19 protein-coding genes and 1 tRNA gene are annotated in these 18,243 nt (G+C 70.5%); 14 read left to right on the top strand and 6 right to left on the bottom strand.

Annotated features, from left to right (window positions below; all coding sequences use genetic code 11):
* Nucleotides 1-145 precede the first annotated feature (145 nt).
* The 8 genes from gabT to rplA all read left to right on the top strand — a co-directional run bounded on the left by gabT (nt 146) and on the right by rplA (nt 6,695).
* Nucleotides 146-1,504: a 4-aminobutyrate--2-oxoglutarate transaminase gene (gene gabT, locus QNO21_RS11810; protein ID WP_257518084.1), complete on the top strand. Its 1,359-nt coding sequence runs from the start codon at nt 146-148 to the stop codon at nt 1,502-1,504.
* 128 nt (nt 1,505-1,632) lie between these two features.
* Nucleotides 1,633-3,006, top strand: a complete 1,374-nt coding sequence (locus QNO21_RS11805) for an NAD-dependent succinate-semialdehyde dehydrogenase (protein WP_257518083.1) — start codon at nt 1,633-1,635, stop codon at nt 3,004-3,006.
* A 39-nt stretch (nt 3,007-3,045) separates the two neighbouring features.
* Nucleotides 3,046-3,483, top strand: a complete 438-nt coding sequence (locus QNO21_RS11800; protein ID WP_257518082.1) for a pyridoxamine 5'-phosphate oxidase family protein — start codon at nt 3,046-3,048, stop codon at nt 3,481-3,483.
* 173 nt (nt 3,484-3,656) lie between these two features.
* Nucleotides 3,657-3,729 (top strand) — tRNA-Trp (locus QNO21_RS11795).
* 46 nt (nt 3,730-3,775) lie between these two features.
* Nucleotides 3,776-4,036: a preprotein translocase subunit SecE gene (gene secE, locus QNO21_RS11790; protein WP_257494151.1), complete on the top strand. Its 261-nt coding sequence runs from the start codon at nt 3,776-3,778 to the stop codon at nt 4,034-4,036.
* A 69-nt stretch (nt 4,037-4,105) separates the two neighbouring features.
* Nucleotides 4,106-5,212: a transcription termination/antitermination protein NusG gene (gene nusG / locus QNO21_RS11785; protein ID WP_257518081.1), complete on the top strand. Its 1,107-nt coding sequence runs from the start codon at nt 4,106-4,108 to the stop codon at nt 5,210-5,212.
* A gap of 350 nt (nt 5,213-5,562) precedes the next feature.
* Nucleotides 5,563-5,994: a 50S ribosomal protein L11 gene (gene rplK, locus QNO21_RS11780; RefSeq protein ID WP_257494154.1), complete on the top strand. Its 432-nt coding sequence runs from the start codon at nt 5,563-5,565 to the stop codon at nt 5,992-5,994.
* Between the two features lie 14 nt (nt 5,995-6,008).
* A complete protein-coding gene (gene rplA, locus QNO21_RS11775; RefSeq protein WP_257518080.1) occupies nt 6,009-6,695 on the top strand; it encodes a 50S ribosomal protein L1 in 687 nt (228 codons plus the stop codon).
* A 215-nt stretch (nt 6,696-6,910) separates the two neighbouring features.
* Here rplA and QNO21_RS11770 read toward each other — a convergent pair whose 3' ends face one another.
* Nucleotides 6,911-7,186: an acylphosphatase gene (locus tag QNO21_RS11770; RefSeq protein WP_257514302.1), complete on the bottom strand. Its 276-nt coding sequence runs from the start codon at nt 7,184-7,186 to the stop codon at nt 6,911-6,913.
* Between the two features lie 41 nt (nt 7,187-7,227).
* Nucleotides 7,228-7,890, bottom strand: coding sequence for a LysE/ArgO family amino acid transporter (locus QNO21_RS11765; RefSeq protein ID WP_257518079.1), 663 nt, complete (start codon nt 7,888-7,890; stop codon nt 7,228-7,230).
* Nucleotides 7,891-7,958: 68 nt separating this feature from the next.
* On the opposite strand from QNO21_RS11765, the gene QNO21_RS11760 reads away from it, so the two are divergent.
* Nucleotides 7,959-8,849 (top strand): LysR family transcriptional regulator ArgP, encoded by an 891-nt coding sequence (locus QNO21_RS11760; protein ID WP_257518078.1) that lies wholly within the window; start codon nt 7,959-7,961, stop codon nt 8,847-8,849.
* A gap of 45 nt (nt 8,850-8,894) precedes the next feature.
* On the opposite strand, the gene QNO21_RS11755 is transcribed toward QNO21_RS11760, so the two are convergent.
* Nucleotides 8,895-9,389, bottom strand: coding sequence for a DUF222 domain-containing protein (locus tag QNO21_RS11755; RefSeq protein ID WP_257518077.1), 495 nt, complete (start codon nt 9,387-9,389; stop codon nt 8,895-8,897).
* A 248-nt stretch (nt 9,390-9,637) separates the two neighbouring features.
* Complete coding sequence (locus QNO21_RS11750; RefSeq protein WP_257518076.1) at nt 9,638-10,222, bottom strand: dihydrofolate reductase family protein; 585 nt, start codon at nt 10,220-10,222, stop codon at nt 9,638-9,640.
* A 71-nt stretch (nt 10,223-10,293) separates the two neighbouring features.
* Here QNO21_RS11750 and QNO21_RS11745 point away from each other — a divergent pair, with 71 nt between their 5' ends.
* Nucleotides 10,294-10,872 (top strand): TetR/AcrR family transcriptional regulator, encoded by a 579-nt coding sequence (locus QNO21_RS11745; RefSeq protein WP_257518075.1) that lies wholly within the window; start codon nt 10,294-10,296, stop codon nt 10,870-10,872.
* Nucleotides 10,873-10,884: 12 nt separating this feature from the next.
* Here QNO21_RS11745 and QNO21_RS11740 read toward each other — a convergent pair whose 3' ends face one another.
* Together QNO21_RS11740 and QNO21_RS11735 are read right to left on the bottom strand one after the other, a co-directional pair.
* Nucleotides 10,885-11,916, bottom strand: coding sequence for an NADP-dependent oxidoreductase (locus QNO21_RS11740; protein WP_257514298.1), 1,032 nt, complete (start codon nt 11,914-11,916; stop codon nt 10,885-10,887).
* Between the two features lie 171 nt (nt 11,917-12,087).
* Nucleotides 12,088-13,278, bottom strand: coding sequence for an ROK family transcriptional regulator (locus QNO21_RS11735; protein WP_257514297.1), 1,191 nt, complete (start codon nt 13,276-13,278; stop codon nt 12,088-12,090).
* Between the two features lie 116 nt (nt 13,279-13,394).
* Here QNO21_RS11735 and QNO21_RS11730 point away from each other — a divergent pair, with 116 nt between their 5' ends.
* Genes QNO21_RS11730 through QNO21_RS11715 form a run of 4 tightly spaced genes read left to right on the top strand, consistent with a single transcriptional unit; the run spans nt 13,395 to nt 18,242 of the window.
* Nucleotides 13,395-14,501: a Gfo/Idh/MocA family protein gene (locus tag QNO21_RS11730; RefSeq protein ID WP_257518074.1), complete on the top strand. Its 1,107-nt coding sequence runs from the start codon at nt 13,395-13,397 to the stop codon at nt 14,499-14,501.
* The gene (locus QNO21_RS11725; protein ID WP_257518073.1) at nt 14,498-16,060 is read left to right on the top strand and encodes a sugar ABC transporter ATP-binding protein; all 1,563 of its coding nucleotides are present in this window, start codon (nt 14,498-14,500) and stop codon (nt 16,058-16,060) included. The genes QNO21_RS11730 and QNO21_RS11725 overlap by 4 nt, the downstream gene beginning before the upstream one ends.
* A complete protein-coding gene (locus QNO21_RS11720) occupies nt 16,057-17,166 on the top strand; it encodes an ABC transporter permease (RefSeq protein WP_257518072.1) in 1,110 nt (369 codons plus the stop codon). The genes QNO21_RS11725 and QNO21_RS11720 overlap by 4 nt, the downstream gene beginning before the upstream one ends.
* Entirely contained in the window at nt 17,163-18,242 is a 1,080-nt protein-coding gene (locus tag QNO21_RS11715; protein ID WP_257518071.1) for an ABC transporter permease, read from the top strand. The genes QNO21_RS11720 and QNO21_RS11715 overlap by 4 nt, the downstream gene beginning before the upstream one ends.
* The last annotated feature ends 1 nt before the right edge of the window (nt 18,243 follow it).

Here is an 18,243-nt window from a genome sequence, read left to right as displayed (position 1 = left end):
CGCAGGGTGCTGCTGCCGTGGGCTTCGGTCGTCGCGAATGCGCCCTTCCAGGCGCTCGCCGGGGCCGGATGGGACGACCGAACGCCCGCCTGGGCTCGCAGCGCGCGCGACGCCCGAGATAGCGGCCGGGCGCTACGCTCGCGCCATGACACTCAGCGACGCGGGCCCGATCATGCCGACGGGCGGGCCAGACCTGCCCCAGCGGCGGCACCTCGTGACCGCCCTTCCCGGACCCCGTTCCCAGGAGATCCTCGCGCGCAAGGCCGCTGCCGTGCCCCAGGGCGTGGGGCACACCGTGCCGGTGGCCGCGATCGCCGCCGGCGGCGGGGTCGTCGTCGACGCCGACGGCAACTCCCTCATCGACCTCGGCTCGGGGATCGCCGTCACCACGGTCGGCTCGTCGCACCCCAAGGTGGTCGCGGCGATCCAGTACCAGGCGGCGCAGTTCACCCACACCTGCTTCATGATCTCGCCGTACGAGTCGTACATCGCCGTCGCCGAGGCGCTGAACCGCCTGACCCCGGGCGACCACGACAAGAAGAGCGCGCTGTTCAACTCCGGCGCCGAGGCCGTAGAGAACGCCGTGAAGATCGCGCGCAAGTACACCGGCAAGCAGGCCATCGTCGCGTTCGACCACGGCTATCACGGCCGCACCAACCTCACGATGGCGCTGACGGCGAAGTCGATGCCCTACAAGAGCGGGTTCGGACCGTTCGCCCCGGAGGTCTACCGCGCCCCGGGGTCGTACCCGTTGCGTGACGGTCTCTCCGGCCCGGATGCCGCCGCTCGCGCGATCGCCCTCATCGACAAGCAGGTGGGCGCCGACAACCTCGCCGCCGTCATCATCGAGCCCATCCAGGGGGAGGGCGGGTTCATCGTCCCGGCCGACGGATTCCTGCCCGCCGTCGCGGATTGGTGTCGCGCCAACGGCGTCGTCTTCATCGCCGACGAGGTGCAGTCGGGCTTCGCGCGCACGGGCGCGATGTTCGCCAGCGACCTGTTCGGCATCGTGCCGGACCTGGTCACGACGGCGAAGGGCATGGCAGCGGGGATGCCGCTGGCCGCGGTGACCGGCCGCGCCGAGATCATGGATGCGGCCCACGTCGGCGGACTGGGGGGCACCTACGGCGGCAACCCGGTGGCGTGCGCCGCCGCGCTCGCCGCGATCGAGGCCTTCGAGAACGACGGCCTCATCGAGCGGGCGCAGCAGATCGAGCAGCTCCTGCGGGGCCGTCTGGAGCCGCTCGCCGCCGCCGACGCGCGCATCGGCGAGGTGCGCGGCCGCGGCGCGATGATGGCGATGGAGTTCGTCGATCCCGAGACGGGTGCGCCGGATGCGACGCTGACGGCCGCGGTCGCGAAGTCGGCCATCGCCGAGGGCGTCATCGTGCTCACCTGCGGCACCCACGGCAACGTCATCCGCTTCCTCCCGCCTCTGTCGATCACCGACGACCTGCTCCAAGAAGGGCTCGACGTCGTCGCGTCCGCCCTGGCCTCGCACTGAGCCGTCCGCGCCGCCCCACCGCGGCGCACCCCGGGGCGTGCGGCGTGCGTGCCGAGCCTCGGGGGCGGCATGATGGGCGTCAAGCACACGCCGATCCCCGCCGATGGGGCGGGGGGAACGGAGCACCCATGAGCACGTACGCCGTCGTGAACCCCGCCACGGGGGAGACCCTCGCCACCTATCCCACCGCCACCGCCGCCGAGGTCGAGCAGGCCATCGCCGTCGCAGACGAGGCCGCGCGCGGCTGGCTGCGCGAGTCGTCGGCCGACGAGCGGGCGCGGCTGCTGCGCCGGGTCGCCGAGCTCCACCGCGAGCGCCGGGACGACCTCGCCGCGATCATCGTGCGGGAGATGGGCAAGCCCTTGGCCGCCGCCGAGGGCGAGGTGGACTTCGCCGCAGACATCACCGAGTACTACGCCGACCACATCGGCGAGATCACCGGCGACACCCCCGTGGACATCCTGGGGGAGGGGACCGCGGTCATCCGCCGTGCGCCGCTCGGAGTGCTGCTGGGGATCATGCCGTGGAACTTCCCCTACTACCAGGTGGCGCGCTTCGCGGCCCCGAACATCGCGATCGGCAACGCGATCCTGCTCAAGCACGCATCACAGTGCCCGCAGTCGGCCGAGGCGATCGAGAAGATCTACGCCGACGCCGGCTTCCCGGCAGGGGTGTACACCGACCTGCGCCTGACCAACGAGCAGGCCGCCGAGGTCATCGCCGACCGCCGCGTGCAGGGCGTGTCGGTGACCGGTTCCGAGCGCGCGGGCGCGGCCGTGGCCGAGGTGGTCGGACGCAACCTGAAGAAGGCCGTGCTGGAGTTGGGTGGTTCCGACCCGTTCCTGCTGCTTTCCACCGACGACCTCGACCAGGCGGTGCAGGCCGCCGTCGACGCGCGGCTGGACAACGTCGGACAGTCCTGCAACGGTGCCAAGCGCTTCCTCGTGGTCGATGACCTCTACGACGCCTTCCTCGAGAAGTTCACGGCCGCGATGGCCGCCGCCACCGTGGGCGACCCGTTCGCAGAAGACACCGTGCTCGGCCCGCTGTCATCGGTGACTGCCGCGGAGCGCCTGGCCGAGCAGGTCGACCGCGCCGTGGCGCAGGGCGCGACGCTGGTCACAGGGGGCACCCGCGACGGCGCGTTCTACCCCGGCACCGTGCTGACGGGGGTCACGCGCGACATGGACGCCTACCGCGAGGAGTTCTTCGGTCCCGTGGGCGTCGTGTACCGGGTCGCCGACGAGGACGAGGCGATCGAGATCGCCAACGACACCGGGTTCGGCCTGGGCTCGTACGTCTTCACCACCGACCCGGAGCAGGCGCAGCGCGTGGCCGATCGTATCGATGCCGGGATGGTCTACGTCAACGTCGTGCTGGCGGATTCGCCGGAGCTGCCCTTCGGGGGAGTCAAGCGCAGCGGCACGGGGCGGGAGCTCGGACTGCTCGCGGCCGACGAGTTCGTCAACAAGAAGCTGATCCGCGTCGCGCCGACTGCCTGACCCCTGGCATCCGCCGGCCATCGGCGGTTGGATGGTGGTATGGACCAGCTGCAGGAGTTCGTCGACGCCCTGTCGGATGAGGAGTGCTGGGAAAGGCTCGCCGGGCAGAAGCTCGGACGCCTCGTCACGCACGTCAAGGACGTGCTGGACATCTTCCCCGTGAACTTCGTCGTCGACGACGGCACCATCGTCTTCCGCACCGCGCCGGGCAGCAAGCTGTTCGAGCTGACTGTCAACGACGAGGTGCTCTTCGAAGCGGACGACCACGATGACGACGACGCGTGGAGCGTGGTGGTGCGCGGGCACGCCCGGGTGCTTGACACGACCGAAGAGGTGCGCGCGGCCGACGCGCTGCCGCTTCATTCGTGGATCCCCACCCTCAAGTACCACTACGTGCGGATCGAGCCCGTTGCACTTTCGGGGCGCGCTTTCGCCCGTAAGCCCGAGCCCGACCGCTACGGGATCGCGGAATACTGACGGCGCCGAGCGGCCGGCCGGCCCTCCGTCCGCCGGGGGATTCGCCGGGCGCAGAGGCCATGCCGTACACTGGGTCATGCAGTCGAAATCTGCACTCTTTCGCCATGCCCGGAGCGGAATTTCCGCTTTGTCATGACTGGAATGCGATTTCATCCCGAGGCCCCCGGGCCTTTAGGGCGGTAGCTCAATTGGCAGAGCAGCGGTCTCCAAAACCGCAGGTTGCAGGTTCGATTCCTGTCCGCCCTGCGCGTCAGCACACGCTGACACACCAGGTCACACACAGGTGGGGTTGATGGTCCAGGACGAGTCGAAGGGCGAGGTCGTCGCCAACGACGCGCCGCGCGAGAAGAAGCCCAACTTCTTCCAGCGCATCGCCATCTTCATCCGCCAGGTCTTTGCGGAACTCCGCAAGGTCGTGACACCGACCCGCCAGGAACTCCTGAAGTTCACGGGGGTCGTGCTCGGTTTCGTCGTCGTGATGATGGCGATCGTCTACGGTCTCGACTGGGTGTTCACCTGGTTGGCGCAGATCGTCTTCGGCGTCCCGCTCTGAGCGCACACGCCGGATCCACTCCGGTGACCCGGGACATGGCGCCGGATCCAAGAACGGAAGAGAACCCAAGTGTCTGAAAAGTATGTCGACGACGCCGATTGGGCGACCGCTGCCGAGCAGTCCAGCGAGGACGACGAGGCCCAGGAGGGCAACGTGCTCGCCGAAGAAGAGCGCGCATCCGAGCCGGCTGAGCGTGCCGCCGTGCACATCGTCGAGGACGGCGACGGCGAGCAGGACGACGCCACTGAGATGGACGACATCGAGATCGACGACCCCGAGGCTGACGCCATCGTGAACGACGCTCTGGAGATCGACCAGGCTGCCGAGGCTGAGGCCGCCGCCGAGGTGCTCAACGACTCGCTCGCCGAAGAGCAGGCCGAGCGCGTCGCCGAGCAGGCCGACGAGGTCACCCCGTACGACGGCCCCGATGTCAACGGCGAGCCGGACGCACCCGTCGAGGACGAGGGCTTCCTGGCGGACTTCGCCGCCGCCGGCCGCATCGTCGACGACGCCGAGGCTGCGGAAGAGTCCGGGGACGAGGACGAAGACGCCGAAGAGGACCCCTACGAGGCGTTCCGCTCCGAGCTGCGCAGCCTTCCGGGCAAGTGGTACGTCATCCACTCCTACGCCGGTTTCGAGCGCAAGGTGAAGGCCAACATCGAGCAGCGCAAGTCGACGCTCGAGGTCGAAGAGGACATCTATCAGGTCGAGGTCCCCATGGAGGACGTCGTCGAGATCAAGAACGGTCAGCGCAAGATGGTCACGCGCGTCCGGATCCCCGGCTACGTGCTCGTGCGCATGGAGCTCAACGAGGACACCTGGTCGGTCGTGCGTCACACGCCCGGCGTCACCGGCTTCGTCGGCAACGCCCACAACCCGACCCCGCTCCGCTTCGAAGAGGCCTTCAACATGCTGAAGTCCCTCGTCGAGGTCAAGGAGGTCGCCTCCGCCAAGGGTGGCGGCGCCAAGGGATCGGCCACGCAGGCGCGCAGCATTCCCGCCGAGGTCGACTTCGAGGTGGGCGAGACCATCACGATCAAGGAGGGCTCGTTCGCCGGCCTTCCCGGTTCGATCAGCGAGATCAAGCCCGAGAGCGGCAAGCTCACGGTGCTCGTCTCCCTGTTCGAGCGCGAGACCCCTGTCGAGCTGTCGTTCGACCAGGTCACGAAGCTCTGACCGCATTCGGTCACGACGAACGCCCCGCCAGGCCTTTGCCTGCGGGGCGTTCTCGCGTTCACGGGCGTGCGTGCCCGCCCAGTGCGGGCTGTGGATGAGACCGATGAGGTTGCCGAAGGGGTCGGCGATGGTCGCTGACCACCAGCCCTCGCCACGCTGCGTCACCGGCTCGAAGGTGGCGCAGTGGCCGATGCGCGGGAGGGGCCGGGGATCGGGTAAGATTGTGGGGTTTGCACGTGCGTTCAGCGCGCGGGCAGACCAACCGCCGTCCGGAACCGCCGGACACGCGGGAGATGGACACGGTCCCGAGCCTGGCGAGGGATCGGTCCTTCGAAGAGAGGAAGCTACACATGGCACCCAAGAAAAAGGTGACCGGCCTGATCAAGCTCCAGATCAAGGCCGGCGCCGCGAACCCCGCGCCGCCGATCGGTCCGGCGCTCGGTCAGCACGGCGTCAACATCATGGAGTTCTGCAAGGCGTACAACGCCGCGACCGAGTCGCAGCGCGGCAACGTCATCCCCGTGGAGATCACCGTCTACGAGGACCGCAGCTTCACGTTCGTCCTGAAGACGCCGCCGGCCGCGGAGCTCATCAAGAAGGCCGCCGGAGTGGCCAAGGGCTCGCAGACGCCGCACACCACCAAGGTGGGCAAGCTCACCAAGGAGCAGGTGCGTCAGATCGCCGAGACCAAGCAGCCTGACCTGAACGCGAACGACATCGAGGCCGCCTCGAAGATCATCGCCGGCACCGCCCGCTCCATGGGCATCACGGTTGAGGACTGAGGGGGATAACGAACATGGCTAAGTCCAAGGTTTACAACGCAGCGGCCGAGAAGCTCGAGCCCGGCAAGTTCTACTCGTCCACCGAGGCCGTTCAGCTGGCCAAGGAGACCGGGTCGAAGAAGTTCGACTCGACCGTCGAGGTCGCGCTCAAGCTCGCCGTCGACCCGCGCAAGGCGGACCAGATGGTCCGTGGCACGGTCATCCTGCCGCACGGCACGGGCAAGACCGCCCGCGTCATCGTGTTCGCGACGGGCCCGGCGGCCGAGGCCGCCATCGCCGCGGGCGCGGATGAGGTCGGCGGCGCCGAGCTCATCGAGAAGGTCGCCGGTGGCTGGACCAACTTCGACGCCGCGGTCTCCACGCCCGAGCTCATGGGCCAGGTCGGTCGCCTCGGTAAGGTGCTGGGTCCCCGTGGCCTCATGCCCAACCCGAAGACCGGCACCGTGACCCCCAACCCGGCCAAGGCCGTGGAGGAGATCAAGGGCGGAAAGATCGAGTTCCGTGTCGACAAGCACGCCAACGTGCACTTCGTCATCGGCAAGGCGTCGTTCTCGGCCGAGCAGCTGGACGAGAACTTCAAGGCCGCGCTCGAAGAGATCGTGCGTCTGAAGCCGTCGAGCTCCAAGGGCCGTTACATCCAGAAGGGTGCCATGTCGACCACGTTCGGCCCCGGCATCCCGCTGGACGTCAACGTCTTCTGAGCCGACCCGCTCACACGCAGGGACCTCGCCTCCGGGCGGGGTCCCTGCGTCGTTTCCGGGCGGTCTGCCGGGCGAGGGCGCTCACGAGAGGGTGCTCGCCTGTCGCGAATGGTCGCTGCAGGCGCCGGGAAAGCGTCGTCCGCGTCAGGTGAGGGGTGGGCGGGAGGAGCGGGAGCGCGAACGGGAGTGGCGGGGACAGTGGAGCGTGAGGCTGGTCAAGCGGTGGGCAGGACGTCGAACCCGGCGCCGCCGCCGGCCTCGCGCTCGGTCACCGCTGCGGCATCGACGCGAGAGCCCGGCGGGCCGTCGGCCATCCACGCGAGCACGGCGTCGACCTGGTCCGCGGTGCCCTCGATCTCGGCCTCGACCGAGCCGTCTCGGCGGTTGCGGACCCAGCCCGATGCGCCGGCATCCGTCGCCACCATCCGCAGGGTGTACCGGTAGCCGACGCCCTGCACCTCGCCGCGGACGATCACGTGCACACGCCTCATGGCACCATCCTGCCGCGCGCGGCGTCGGCGCGCGACCTGGGTCAGTGCGGCAGCACGAGACTGACCGCGAGCACCGCCATCACGACGGCGATGACGGCGTCGAGCACGCGCCACGCGCGGGGAGTCGCCAGCCACCGCCCGAGGAATCGTGCACCGTAGGCGAGCGAGAAGAACCACACGACGCTCGCGGCCATCGCGCCGAAGGCGAACACCCAGCGCAGGTCGCCGTGGGTGGTGGCGACGCCGCCGAGCAGGAAGACCGTGTCGAGGTAGACGTGCGGGTTCAGCCAGGTGAGTGCGAGGCAGGTCAGCAGCACCGGCGCGAGTCGAGTCCGCGCCATGGTCGCGCCGGGTGGGGCGGATGCCGTCTCGCCGCGGGCCGGCTGCGCCTGCGACGTGCCGGCGGTGAGCGCCGCGCCGCTGGGTCGCCACGCCCGCCGAGCGGCCAGCACGGCATAGCCGAGCAGGAATGCCGCGCCCGCCCACCGCACGACGTCGACGAGCCACGGCACGGCCTCGAGCGCGATGCCGAGTCCCGCCACTCCGGCCGCGATCAGCGCGGCATCCGACAGCGCGCACACGATCGCGACAGCCGCGACGTGCTCGCGGCGCACCCCCTGGCGCAGCACGAAGAGGTTCTGCGCGCCGATCGCGACGATGAGCGAGAGACCGAGCGCGAAGCCGGCGACGAGGGAGGGGAGCACATGTCGACGTTACGTCCCCCGGGCGGATCAGTACAGCTCATGATTCTTCAGTCCCGTTAGCATGGCTTATGCCTCGAATCCCCGTGGACCTGGCCGAGACCCTGACGACCGTCATCGATGAGGGCACGCTGGATGCCGCGGCGCGGCGCCTGCACGTGACGCCCTCGGCGGTCAGCCAGCGCATCAAGACGCTGGAGCAGCACATGGGCCGTGTACTTCTGGTGCGGTCGAAACCCGTGCGCGCCACGGATGCCGGCCGAGCGGTCGTGCGCCTGGCGCGCCAGTTCGCGCTGCTCGAGCACGATGCGGTGCGTGCGCTCGGCGGCGAGCAGGCGGCGGTGACCTCGGTGCCGCTGGCCGTCAACGCGGATTCGCTGGCGACGTGGTTCCTGCCGCCGCTGGCGCGGCTGTCGCGCCGGCATCCGGTCGTGTTCGATCTGCACCGCGACGACCAGGACTTCACCGCGGGGCTGCTGGAGAGCGGCACGGTGATGGCGGCCGTGACCTCGCAGGGCGCGCCGGTCGCCGGGTGCGCCGTGACCGCGCTCGGCACGCTGCGCTACGAGCCGGTGGCCACGCCCGGCTTCGTGGCGCGGTGGTTCCCCGACGGAGCCGACGTCGGTGCCCTCGCCGAGGCGCCGCGCGTGGACTTCGACCGTCGCGACGACATCCAGCGCGCGTGGCTCGGCCGTCGCGGCGTCGACCCGGGGGCGCCGCCGCGGCACTATGTGCCGGCATCCCACGACTTCGCCTCCGCCGTCGCGCTGGGGCTCGGCTGGGCGATGCTGCCCCGTTTGCAGTCGCAGCGCGCCCTGGATGCCGGAGAGCTCGTGCTGCTGGGCGACGACGCGGTCGACGTGCCGCTGTACTGGCAGCAGTGGAATCTGCGGTCCCCGCTGCTGGATGCGATCGCCGACGAGCTCGTCGGCGAAGCGCGGCGGGTGCTCGTGTCGGAGTGAGCGGAGGGGTCGTCCTGCGTGCGACGCATTGCCTGTGTGGCGCGCTCAGCATCGCAGGCGCGGTGCGGCACCCACGAGTATCGCCTTGATCTCCTCGGTCCGGTCGGCGGCGTGCTGCTTGGCGATCGCGAGCGCAGCATGTTCGAACCGGGCGCGGGTCGTGCGGTCGGTCATGCCGACACCGCCCCGCTGAATTCGACGAACGTGATCTATCTCGATCTCGCCTGCCCTGAGCGCCGCGAACGTCGCCGGGTAGTCGCGTATCAGGCTGGCGGCGTCGCTCATGCGTTCCTGCGCCTCGGCGGCAGGGCAGCCCAGCGCCGCGCCCAGTTGCTCCGCGATCGCGCACGCCGCAGCTGCTCGGCGCGGGGCGGATTGGACCGCTGCGGCCTCTCTCATCACGATCGCGTTCAGCTCCGCCAGGCTTTGCAATACGTCCGCGTGACACGCTGCGAGCAGCCGCCGGTTCTCCGTGAACTCCTGTCTCAGGGCGAAGAGCGACAGGGGTCCGATGGGTAGATGGTTTGTCGAATCGGTCATGCGCTCACCCTGCGGACCATCGCCGACACTCGCAGCCCCAGAAGACCCCGCCCACGTTCGAATCGCGGACATCTCCGACTGTGGAGGAGGCGCCGCTTAGGGGGCGGGTCCACGTCCACCGGCGGCGGGTGCTCGTCACGCCCGGCGCATGACTCAGTCAGAACGGCCCGCAACCGGGCTGCAGACAGCCCATGCCCCCAACCTTCCTGAGTTGTGGCACGGTCGGCACCTTCTGGTCGGCCGCAGGCTCAGCCGGCGCGAACGTATTCCGACACCACGACGCCCGAGCGGTAAGCCGTGGTGGCGACCTCGTCGAAACGCTGCGGGGCATAGCCGCTCGGCGCGAACAGGGGGATGCCGTCGCCGAAGCGGACTGGATGCCGCTTGAGCACGAGGCGATCGATGTCGTCGACCAGAGCACTGGCGAGAGTCGCGCCACCGCACAGCCAGATGTCGGCGCCCTGCTCGCGCTTGAGGTCGCGCACCACCGCGACGGGGTCCTCGGCGGTGACCGTGAGGTTGACCCGGTCGCCGGTCAGATCCGCGGCCGTGCGGGTGCGGGAGAACAGGAACTGCCGCAGGTGGCGGTACGGGCTCGGCGATTCTGGCAGGCCAACCGCGTAGGTGTTCCACCCCATGAGAACCGTGTCGAACGTGGTGCGCGGCTGTTCGATGCCGAGCGCTTGTGCCAGGTGCGTCGGGATGGTGTCGGCGAACCGGTCGTTGATGGCGTCCATGTGGTCGCCGTCGAACACGAAGGAGCCGAACTCGCCGCCCGGGCCGGCGATGTATCCGTCGAGGGTTACGGCGACGTAGTAGGTGAGTTCGCGCATGACGTTCCAATCACAACTGCTGTAGTGGTCCGAACCTACAGCAGGTGTAGTGGTTCGCGCTACCATGGGCTGTGGCCAGAAACGATGAACGCCGACGACTGCTGGCCGATGCCGGACTCACCGTGCTGGCCGAGGAAGGCTCCCGGGGGCTCACGCACCGCGCGGTGGACGAGGCCGCGGGTGTACCCATCGGCACAGCGTCGAACTACTTCCGTAGTCGTGAGGCGCTCATCACCGGCCTGGTCGACCGTATCGGTGAGCGGCTCGCGCCCGATCCAGCGGCTTTGCAGGAGCGCGCCGCACGACCGCCGAGTCGTGCCCTGTTCACCGAATACCTCCGGGACATCGTGCATCGGCTGTCCGAGAACCGTGACGTCACGATCGCCCTGTTCGAGTTGCGATTGGAGAGCATGCGCCGCCCGGAGGTCGCGCAGTTGCTGGGATCGTGGCGGCGCGGCGGCTTCGAAGGCGATGTCGCGTTCAATCAACAGGCAGGGCTCCCCGGCGGGCGCAGGGAGATCGCGCTGTTCCACTATGCGATCGACGGGTTGTTGTTCGATCGCCTCGGGACCCCTATCGACCCGGAGACGCCGACGGACGCTGTTGTCGACGCCCTCGTCGCGGGACTGCTTCCCGCTGCTGCGGACTGACGTTGCGCCCGGTCAGTCGTCGCTGACGCGCAGCACCGACTTGCCGCGGGTGTGTCCACGCTCCAGCTCGGTGTGCGCCGCGGCGGCCTCATCCAGGTCGAACACGCGATCGAGGAAGACCCGGATCGACCCGGACTCCAGCAGCCGCGAGAGCGTCGCCAGCACCCCGCCGTCGGGGATCACCTTGTACGACGTCGCGCGCACGCCCGCCGCGGCGGCCGCCTCGGCATAGCCCGGCCAGCCGCCCGTCGGCACCAGGATGTACAGGCCGCCGGGGCGCAGCACCGAGAGGGAGCGGCTGCCGGTATCGTCGTGCACATTGCCGACGAGGTCGATGACGACGTCGACGTCGCCGGCGACGTCCTCGAACCGCGTGGTCGCGTAGTCGATGACCACCGACGCCCCCAGCTCGCGCAGCCACGGTAGGTTGCGCTCGGAGCCGGTGGCGGTGACATGGGCACCGAAGTAGGCGGCCAGCTGCACGGCGAAGTGGCCGACGCCGCCGCTGCCGGCGTGGATCAGGATGCGCTGCCCCTCATGCGCGTGCGCGGTCTCGACCACGAGGCCCCAGGCGGTGAGGGCGGCCAGGGGCACGCCGGCCGCTTCGGCATGGGACAGGGATGCCGGCTTGCGCGCGACCGACAGCGTGGGCACGACCGCGTACTCCGCGTACGTGCCGCCCGAGCGGGGGAACGGCACCATGCCGTAGACCTCGGTGCCCGGCGGGAGCGGGTGCGACTCGTACGGGGACTTCACCACGACGCCACTGAAGTCGAAGCCCAGGGTGCTCGGATACGACGTGATGCCCGCGGTCGCCCCGGCGCCGCCGCGGGTCTTCGCATCGATCGGGTTCACGCCGGCGGCGACGACGCGCACCAGCACCTCACTGAGGACGGGGCTCGGCACCGGCACGTCGTCGACCCGCAGGACCTCGGCCCCGCCGGGGTGGTCGAAGACGACGGCGCGCATCGTGGGTGGGGGATCGGAGACGACGACGGCCCCGGCGTCGGGGACGGTGGTCGATCTCAGCGGCCGGAATCGCATCGGTCGCTCCTTCCGCGCCCCGCGGGTAGGCGGCGGCGCTGCTCGGTTCGGCCCGGGATGGGGTGTCGTCCCAGTCAACCCGCAATTTGTCTCGCCCGTGTTACGCGGGTGCAACGACTCGCCCCCGCGGCATCCGCCCCCGGCGTCCTCGCGGTTGGGGTGGGTGGGCGGTCAGGCGCGGGCGGCCAGGGCGTCGACGTTGGCGGGAGACAGCACGTGCTGAGTCACCATGATCGCCGCCCCCCGCACACCGGCGGTCTCGCCCGCCTGCGACTGCACTATTCCGAGGTGCTGCGTCGCCAGCGGGATGGACCGGCGGTACACCACCTCGCGCACCCCGGCCAGCAGGTGCTCGCCGGCGTGGGCGATGCTTCCCCCGATCACGATGATCGATGGATTCAGCATGTTCACCACGGTCGCGAGCACCTCGCCGACCTCGCGCCCCGCCTGGCGGGTCGCCGCGATCGCCGCCGGGTCGCCCAGGCGCACCAGGGCCACGACGTCCGCGCTCGTGCGCGCGTCGATGCCCTGGGTGCGCAGCTCCGCGGCGATCGCGGTGCCGCTCGCGATGGCCTCGAGGTCGCGTTCGTCGCCCGGCGGCCGGGGGGAGTCACGGCTGTACGGCACCTGCACGTGGCCCATGTCGCCCGCCGAGCCCTGGGCGCCGCGCTGGAGCCGGCCGCCCGAGATGATCCCCGCGCCGATGCCGGTGGACACCTTCACGAAGACGAGGTCGTTCACCCCCGGCCAGCTGACGGCCTGCTCGCCGAGGGCCAGGATGTTCACGTCGTTGTCGACGAGCACGGGGACGGCAAAGGTGCGCTGCACATAGCCCGGCACGTCGAACCGGTCCCAACCGGGCATGATGGGCGGGTTGGTGGGGCGGCCGGTGGAGTGCTCCACCGGGCCCGGCACGCCGATGCCTACGCCGACGAGGCGCGCGGGCGCGGCGTCGATCTCGTCAAGGAGTGTGTGGGCGTCGGCGAGGGCGCTGTCGAGGACCGCCTCGGGGCCCTCTGCGATGTCCTGCGGGCGCGTGCGCGAGGCGAGGATGTGCCCCGCGAGGTCCGCGACCGCGACGGTGACGTGGGTGGCACCGAGGTCGACGGCGAGGGTGAGCCCGGCGAGCGGGTTGAAGGCGATGCGGGCGGGCGGCCGTCCGCCGGTCGAGACCGCCTCTCCCGCCGGCCGCACGAGCCCTGCCGCCAGCAGCGCGTCGACGCGGGATGAGACCGTCGACCGTGCCAGTCCGGTGAGCGTGGCCAGCTCCGCCTTCGTGCGCGCGCGCCCGTCCCGCAGGATCTGGAAGATCTCGCCGGCCTCGGGGTTTCCCATTCCCGTGCCCCGTGCGACGTCGACCATGCGGACAGTAAAGCACACGACTTGTGCGCGCCTTTGCGACGGCATTCGCATCTGTACGCGAGAACTTTTGACGGGGTACTAGCAAAAGCTGTCGTCCGCGTGTCAGAATCACCGGCATGACCACGGACGTTCTCGACACCGGTGTCGACACGATCCGCACGGGGTTGCTCGGCGGCGGTTTCATGGCCCGCGTGCACGCCGCAGCGGCGCGGGCGGCCGGATCGCGGCTGATCGCCCTGGCGTCCTCCACGCCCGCCCGCGCTGCTGAGGCGGCGCGTCGGCTCGGCGCGGAGCGCAGCGAAGCGGACGCGGGGGCGTTGGTGGCGGCATCCGACATCGACATCGTGCACGTCTGCACGCCGAACGCCACGCACGCGGCGTACGCGCTGGCCGCACTCACCGCGGGGCGGCACGTGGTGTGCGAGAAGCCGCTCGCCACGAGCGCCGCCGACGCGCGCCGCCTGGTCGAGGCCGCAGCGGATGCCGGTGTCGTCGCGGCCGTCCCGTTCGTCTACCGCTACCACCCCATGGTGCGCGAAGCGCGCGCCAGAGTGGCGCGGGGAGAGGTGGGCACCCTGCTGAGCCTGCAGGGGGCCTACCTGCAGGACTGGCTGCTCGCGGCATCCGACGACGACTGGCGGGCCGACACCGCGGCGGGCGGGCCGTCACGGGCGTTCGCCGACATCGGCTCGCACCTGTGCGACCTGCTCGAGTTCGTCGCGGGAGAGCCGATCGTGCGCCTCACCGCCGTCACCCGCCGCGTCTTCGACCGGCGGGGCGGTCACGCGGTCGGCAACGAGGACATCGCCGCGCTGACGGTCGAGCTCCGCTCGGGCGCAGTCGGCAGCCTGCTGGTGTCGCAGATGGCACCCGGGCGCAAGAACGGGCTCGTCCTGGAGCTGCACGGCAGCTCGGAGAGCCTCCGATTCGCGCAGGAGCAGCCGGAGGAGCTGTGGGTCGGGGGGCGCCGCGGCTCCCAGCTGCTCCTGCGCGATCCTGCCACGGCCGACCCGTCATCGGCCCGCCTGCAGCGGATGCCGGCGGGGCACCCGATGGGATATCAGGACGCCTTCGACGGCTTCGTCGCCGACGTGCACGCCGCCGTCCGGGGCGAAGCGCCCGACGGCCTTCCGACGTTCGCCGACGGGCTGCGGGCGGCGGTGCTCGCCGAGGCGGTGCTGGCGTCGGCCGCGCGGCGCGAATGGATCGAGGTGGCGCCGTGACCGACACCGCGCTGGCAGACGCCCCGGTCCCCGCCGGGCCGGGGGACGTCGTGCTGCGCGCACACGGCATCGGCAAGAGCTTCTTCGGCGTGCCCGTGCTGCAGGACGTGGCGATCGAACTGCGTCGCGGCGAGGTGCACGGCCTGGTCGGCGAGAACGGTGCCGGCAAGTCCACCCTCATGAAGATCCTCGCCGGCGTGCATCAGCCCGACGCCGGAACCGTGGAGTACGAAGGGGAGCGCGTTTCGTTCAGCCACCCCCGCCAGGCGATGGATGCCGGACTCGTCACCGTGTTCCAGGAGTTCACCCTGCTGCCCGAGCGGTCGGTCGCCCAGAACGTCTTCCTCGGGCGGGAGCCGCGTCGCGGCGGCCTCGTCGACAAGCGCGGCATGGTGGCGCGCACCCGCGCACTGCTGAACGACCTGGGCGTCTCGTTCATCGACCCCGCCGGCCGCGTCGGCTCGCTCACGGTCGCCGAGCAGCAGATCGTGGAGATCGTCAAGGCGCTGTCGTTCGACGCGCGGGTGATCTCCATGGACGAGCCCACCGCCGCCCTCAGTGACCACGAGGTGGAGCTGCTGTACGCGATCGTGCGCAAGCTGACCGCGCGGGGCGTCGCCGTGCTCTACGTCTCCCATCGGCTGAAGGAGATCTTCGACCTCTGCGACCGCATCACCGTGCTGAAGGACGGGATGCTGGTGTCGACCGACCGCGCGGCGGACCTGACGACCGGCGAGCTGGTGCGTCGCATGGTCGGCCGGCCGATCCAGTCGTACTTCCCCGGGCCGGTGGCCGGCACCGTGCGCGGCGACGCGCGCGTGGAGCTGGAGGCGTGCGGCAACGAGTTCGTCGACGGGGTGACCCTGGTCGCGCACGCCGGCGAGATCGTCGGCATTGCGGGGCTGCAGGGGTCGGGACGCACCGAACTGGTCGAGGGGATCTTCGGCGTGCACGGGTTCACCCGCGGCACCATGCGTCTGGACGGGCGCCCCGTGCGACTGCACACAGCGCGCGCCGCCGTCCGGGCGGGGCTGGCGCTGATCACCGAGGACCGCAAGGCTCAGGGGCTCGCACTCAGCCAGTCCGTACGGGACAACACCCTGCTGGTCGTCCGCAGCGTCTTCGCAGGGCGCACCCGCGCGGCGCGCCGCGAGGCACCCGGCATCCTCAGCTCGCTCGAAGTGACCGCCGGCCGGCTCGACCAGGAGGTGCGTTACCTCTCCGGCGGCAACCAGCAGAAGGTGGTGCTGGCGAAGTGGCTCGTGACCGGTCCGCACGTGGTGCTGTTCGACGAACCCACCCGAGGCATCGACGTCGGCGCGAAGATCGCCGTCTACCAGCTCATGCGGCAGCTGGCCGCAGACGGCAAAGCGGTGCTCATGGTCTCGAGCGAACTGCCCGAGGTCATCGGCATGAGCGACCGCATCCTCGTCATGCGCGACGGCGAGCTGGTCGCCGAGCTGCCCGCCGGCGCGGGCGAGCACGAGGTGTTGGCCGCCGCGACGGGATCAGGGGCCGTCACGGAGCCGCATCGTGGCACGGGGGAGGCGGGGCGATGAAGCGCCTGCGGATCGACGCCAGCCTCATCGTGCTCGGCATTCTCATCCTCGTCATCGCAGTGGGCGCGATCCTCGTCGCCACCACCGGACGCAGCTTCTTCAGCCCGGGCAACATCCGCGACATCCTCACCGGCATGAGCGTGCTCGGGCTGGTCGCCATCGGGCAGACGCTGGTGATCCTGGGGTCATCGCTGGACCTGTCCGTGACGTACGTGATGAGTCTGGCCAGTCTCATCGCGGCGACGACCATGGCGGGGAACGCGGGCAACGTGCCCTGGGCGGTGACCCTGACGCTGCTGGTCTGCGCCGGCATCGGCCTGGCCAACGGTCTCATCGTGACCGCGCTGAAGGTGAACGGCTTCATCGCGACGCTGGGCGTGGGGCTCATCCTGCAGGGTGTGCTCAACACCGGGTACCAGGGGAGCGCCGGGTCGGTGCCGTGGTCTTTCCAGCTGGTCGGCGCGACGGGCATCGGCCCCATCCCGGTCTCGACGGTGATCATGCTCGCCCTCGCAGCCGCCGTGTGGTTCCTGCTCGATCGCACCCGCACCGGTGCGCACCTGTACGCCGTCGGCGGCGACCCCGACGTCTCACGGCTGTCGGGTCTGCGCACGCAGCCGCCGCTCATCGTCGCCCACGTGCTCTGCTCGGTGTTCGCCGGTCTCGCCGGGCTGCTGCTGGCGAGCAGGCTGGGGGTGGGAAGTCCCACGGTCGGACAGCAGGGCGGCTACGCGCTGCTGTCGATCGCGGCGGTGGTGCTGGGCGGCACCCTGCTCATGGGCGGCCGCGGCTCGGTGTGGGGAACCATCGGCGGCGTGGCGATCTTCGCCGTCGTCGACAACGTGATGAGCGTGATGCAGGTGAACCCGTTCCTCAAGGACGTCGTCCGCGGTGTCGTGATCGTCGCGGCGGTCGCCGTCTACAGCCGTCGCGCCATCGTGCGCCGGCGGGCACGGTTCGGCCCCGGCGGCACGCGGACGGGTGGGGATGCCAGGGCGGCGGCGGCCGCGCCGGCGATGGTGGCGGCATCGGCCGACCTGCTCGCGGACGCCGACCACGTGGGCAGCCGGCCGGCGGCGGCGACCGGAGGAGGTGACGGCAGATGAACGCGGTGCGCACGCTGCTGAGCCCTCGGGGTGCGGTGTTCCTGCTGCTGGTCGTTCTTCTCGTGGCGGTGACGGTGCTCAACCCCGGCTTCGCCGAGCCCGCACAGCTCATGCGGTTCATCCAGCGCGTGGCGCCCATCGCCATCGTCGCCATCGGGCAGTACTTCGTCATCATCGCCGGCGAGTTCGACCTGTCGCAGGGGTCGCTCATCACCGCGCAGGTGATCATCGCGGGCAACCTCGTTGGCCAGGATGACTCGCGGACCGTGCCGGTGCTGGCGCTCATGGCCGTCTTCGGGGTCGCCGTGGGGCTCGTCAACGGGCTGCTCACGACCCTGCTGAAAGTGCCGTCGTTCATCGTGACCCTCGGCATGATGCTTGCGCTGCTGGGAGCGGTCATGTGGTGGACCGGAGGAGCGGCCACAGGCAACCCGGCCGACAGCTTCCGGCAGATCGGGCGCGGCGGCATCCGCGACATCCCGCTCATCGAGTTCCTGCCGTGGGCGGTGCCGATTCTCGGGGCCTGGCTGGCTTTCGCGATCTGGCTCACCCGCCGCCCACTGGGCAAGATGCTCATCGCGATCGGCGACAACCCGCGTGCCGTCCGGTACTCCGGCGCGCGGGACTGGTGGATCGTCACGCGCGCGTTCGTGCTCTCGTCGCTGTCGGCCACCCTCACCGCCGTGCTGCTGGTCGGCTACGCCGGTGTGCACCCCGCGGTCGGTCGCGGCTACGAGTTCATCGCCATCACCGCCGTCGTGCTCGGCGGCGTCGTGCTCGGCGGGGGCCGCGGCTGGATCGTCTCCGCGGTGGCCGGGGCGTTCGTGCTCGAGGCACTGTTCCTGCTGATGAACTTCGCCGAGATCCCCACGTCGCTGCGCGATTCCGTGCAGGGCGTCATCATCATCGCCGCCGTGGCGTACTCGGGTGTCGCGTTCCGCGCCCGCCGCCGCGCGACACCACCGGCCACCCCCGCACCCGAGGCGGACTCCGAGACGCCTCCGGGCGGGTCGGATGCCACGCCCGCACCATCCGTCCTGGCCGCCGACGGCGGCACGGCAACCAGAGGAGAATAAG

Source organism: Microbacterium sp. zg-Y818, from assembly GCF_030246905.1.
GTDB lineage: Bacteria > Actinomycetota > Actinomycetes > Actinomycetales > Microbacteriaceae > Microbacterium.
This window is presented reverse-complemented; position numbering and strand designations above follow the sequence as displayed.

What these genes read in the sequence shown, in the direction of transcription:
- gabT (WP_257518084.1), top strand. Translation starts at nt 146, where the DNA reads ATGACACTCAGCGACGCGGGCCCGATCATGCCGACGGGCGGGCCAGAC.
- QNO21_RS11805 (WP_257518083.1), top strand. Translation starts at nt 1,633, where the DNA reads ATGAGCACGTACGCCGTCGTGAACCCCGCCACGGGGGAGACCCTCGCC.
- QNO21_RS11800 (WP_257518082.1), top strand. Translation starts at nt 3,046, where the DNA reads ATGGACCAGCTGCAGGAGTTCGTCGACGCCCTGTCGGATGAGGAGTGC.
- secE (WP_257494151.1), top strand. Translation starts at nt 3,776, where the DNA reads ATGGTCCAGGACGAGTCGAAGGGCGAGGTCGTCGCCAACGACGCGCCG.
- rplK (WP_257494154.1), top strand. Translation starts at nt 5,563, where the DNA reads ATGGCACCCAAGAAAAAGGTGACCGGCCTGATCAAGCTCCAGATCAAG.
- rplA (WP_257518080.1), top strand. Translation starts at nt 6,009, where the DNA reads ATGGCTAAGTCCAAGGTTTACAACGCAGCGGCCGAGAAGCTCGAGCCC.
- QNO21_RS11770 (WP_257514302.1), bottom strand. Translation starts at nt 7,186, where the DNA reads ATGAGGCGTGTGCACGTGATCGTCCGCGGCGAGGTGCAGGGCGTCGGC.
- QNO21_RS11760 (WP_257518078.1), top strand. Translation starts at nt 7,959, where the DNA reads ATGCCTCGAATCCCCGTGGACCTGGCCGAGACCCTGACGACCGTCATC.
- QNO21_RS11755 (WP_257518077.1), bottom strand. Translation starts at nt 9,389, where the DNA reads ATGACCGATTCGACAAACCATCTACCCATCGGACCCCTGTCGCTCTTC.
- QNO21_RS11750 (WP_257518076.1), bottom strand. Translation starts at nt 10,222, where the DNA reads ATGCGCGAACTCACCTACTACGTCGCCGTAACCCTCGACGGATACATC.
- QNO21_RS11740 (WP_257514298.1), bottom strand. Translation starts at nt 11,916, where the DNA reads ATGCGATTCCGGCCGCTGAGATCGACCACCGTCCCCGACGCCGGGGCC.
- QNO21_RS11735 (WP_257514297.1), bottom strand. Translation starts at nt 13,278, where the DNA reads ATGGTCGACGTCGCACGGGGCACGGGAATGGGAAACCCCGAGGCCGGC.
- QNO21_RS11730 (WP_257518074.1), top strand. Translation starts at nt 13,395, where the DNA reads ATGACCACGGACGTTCTCGACACCGGTGTCGACACGATCCGCACGGGG.
- QNO21_RS11720 (WP_257518072.1), top strand. Translation starts at nt 16,057, where the DNA reads ATGAAGCGCCTGCGGATCGACGCCAGCCTCATCGTGCTCGGCATTCTC.
- QNO21_RS11715 (WP_257518071.1), top strand. Translation starts at nt 17,163, where the DNA reads ATGAACGCGGTGCGCACGCTGCTGAGCCCTCGGGGTGCGGTGTTCCTG.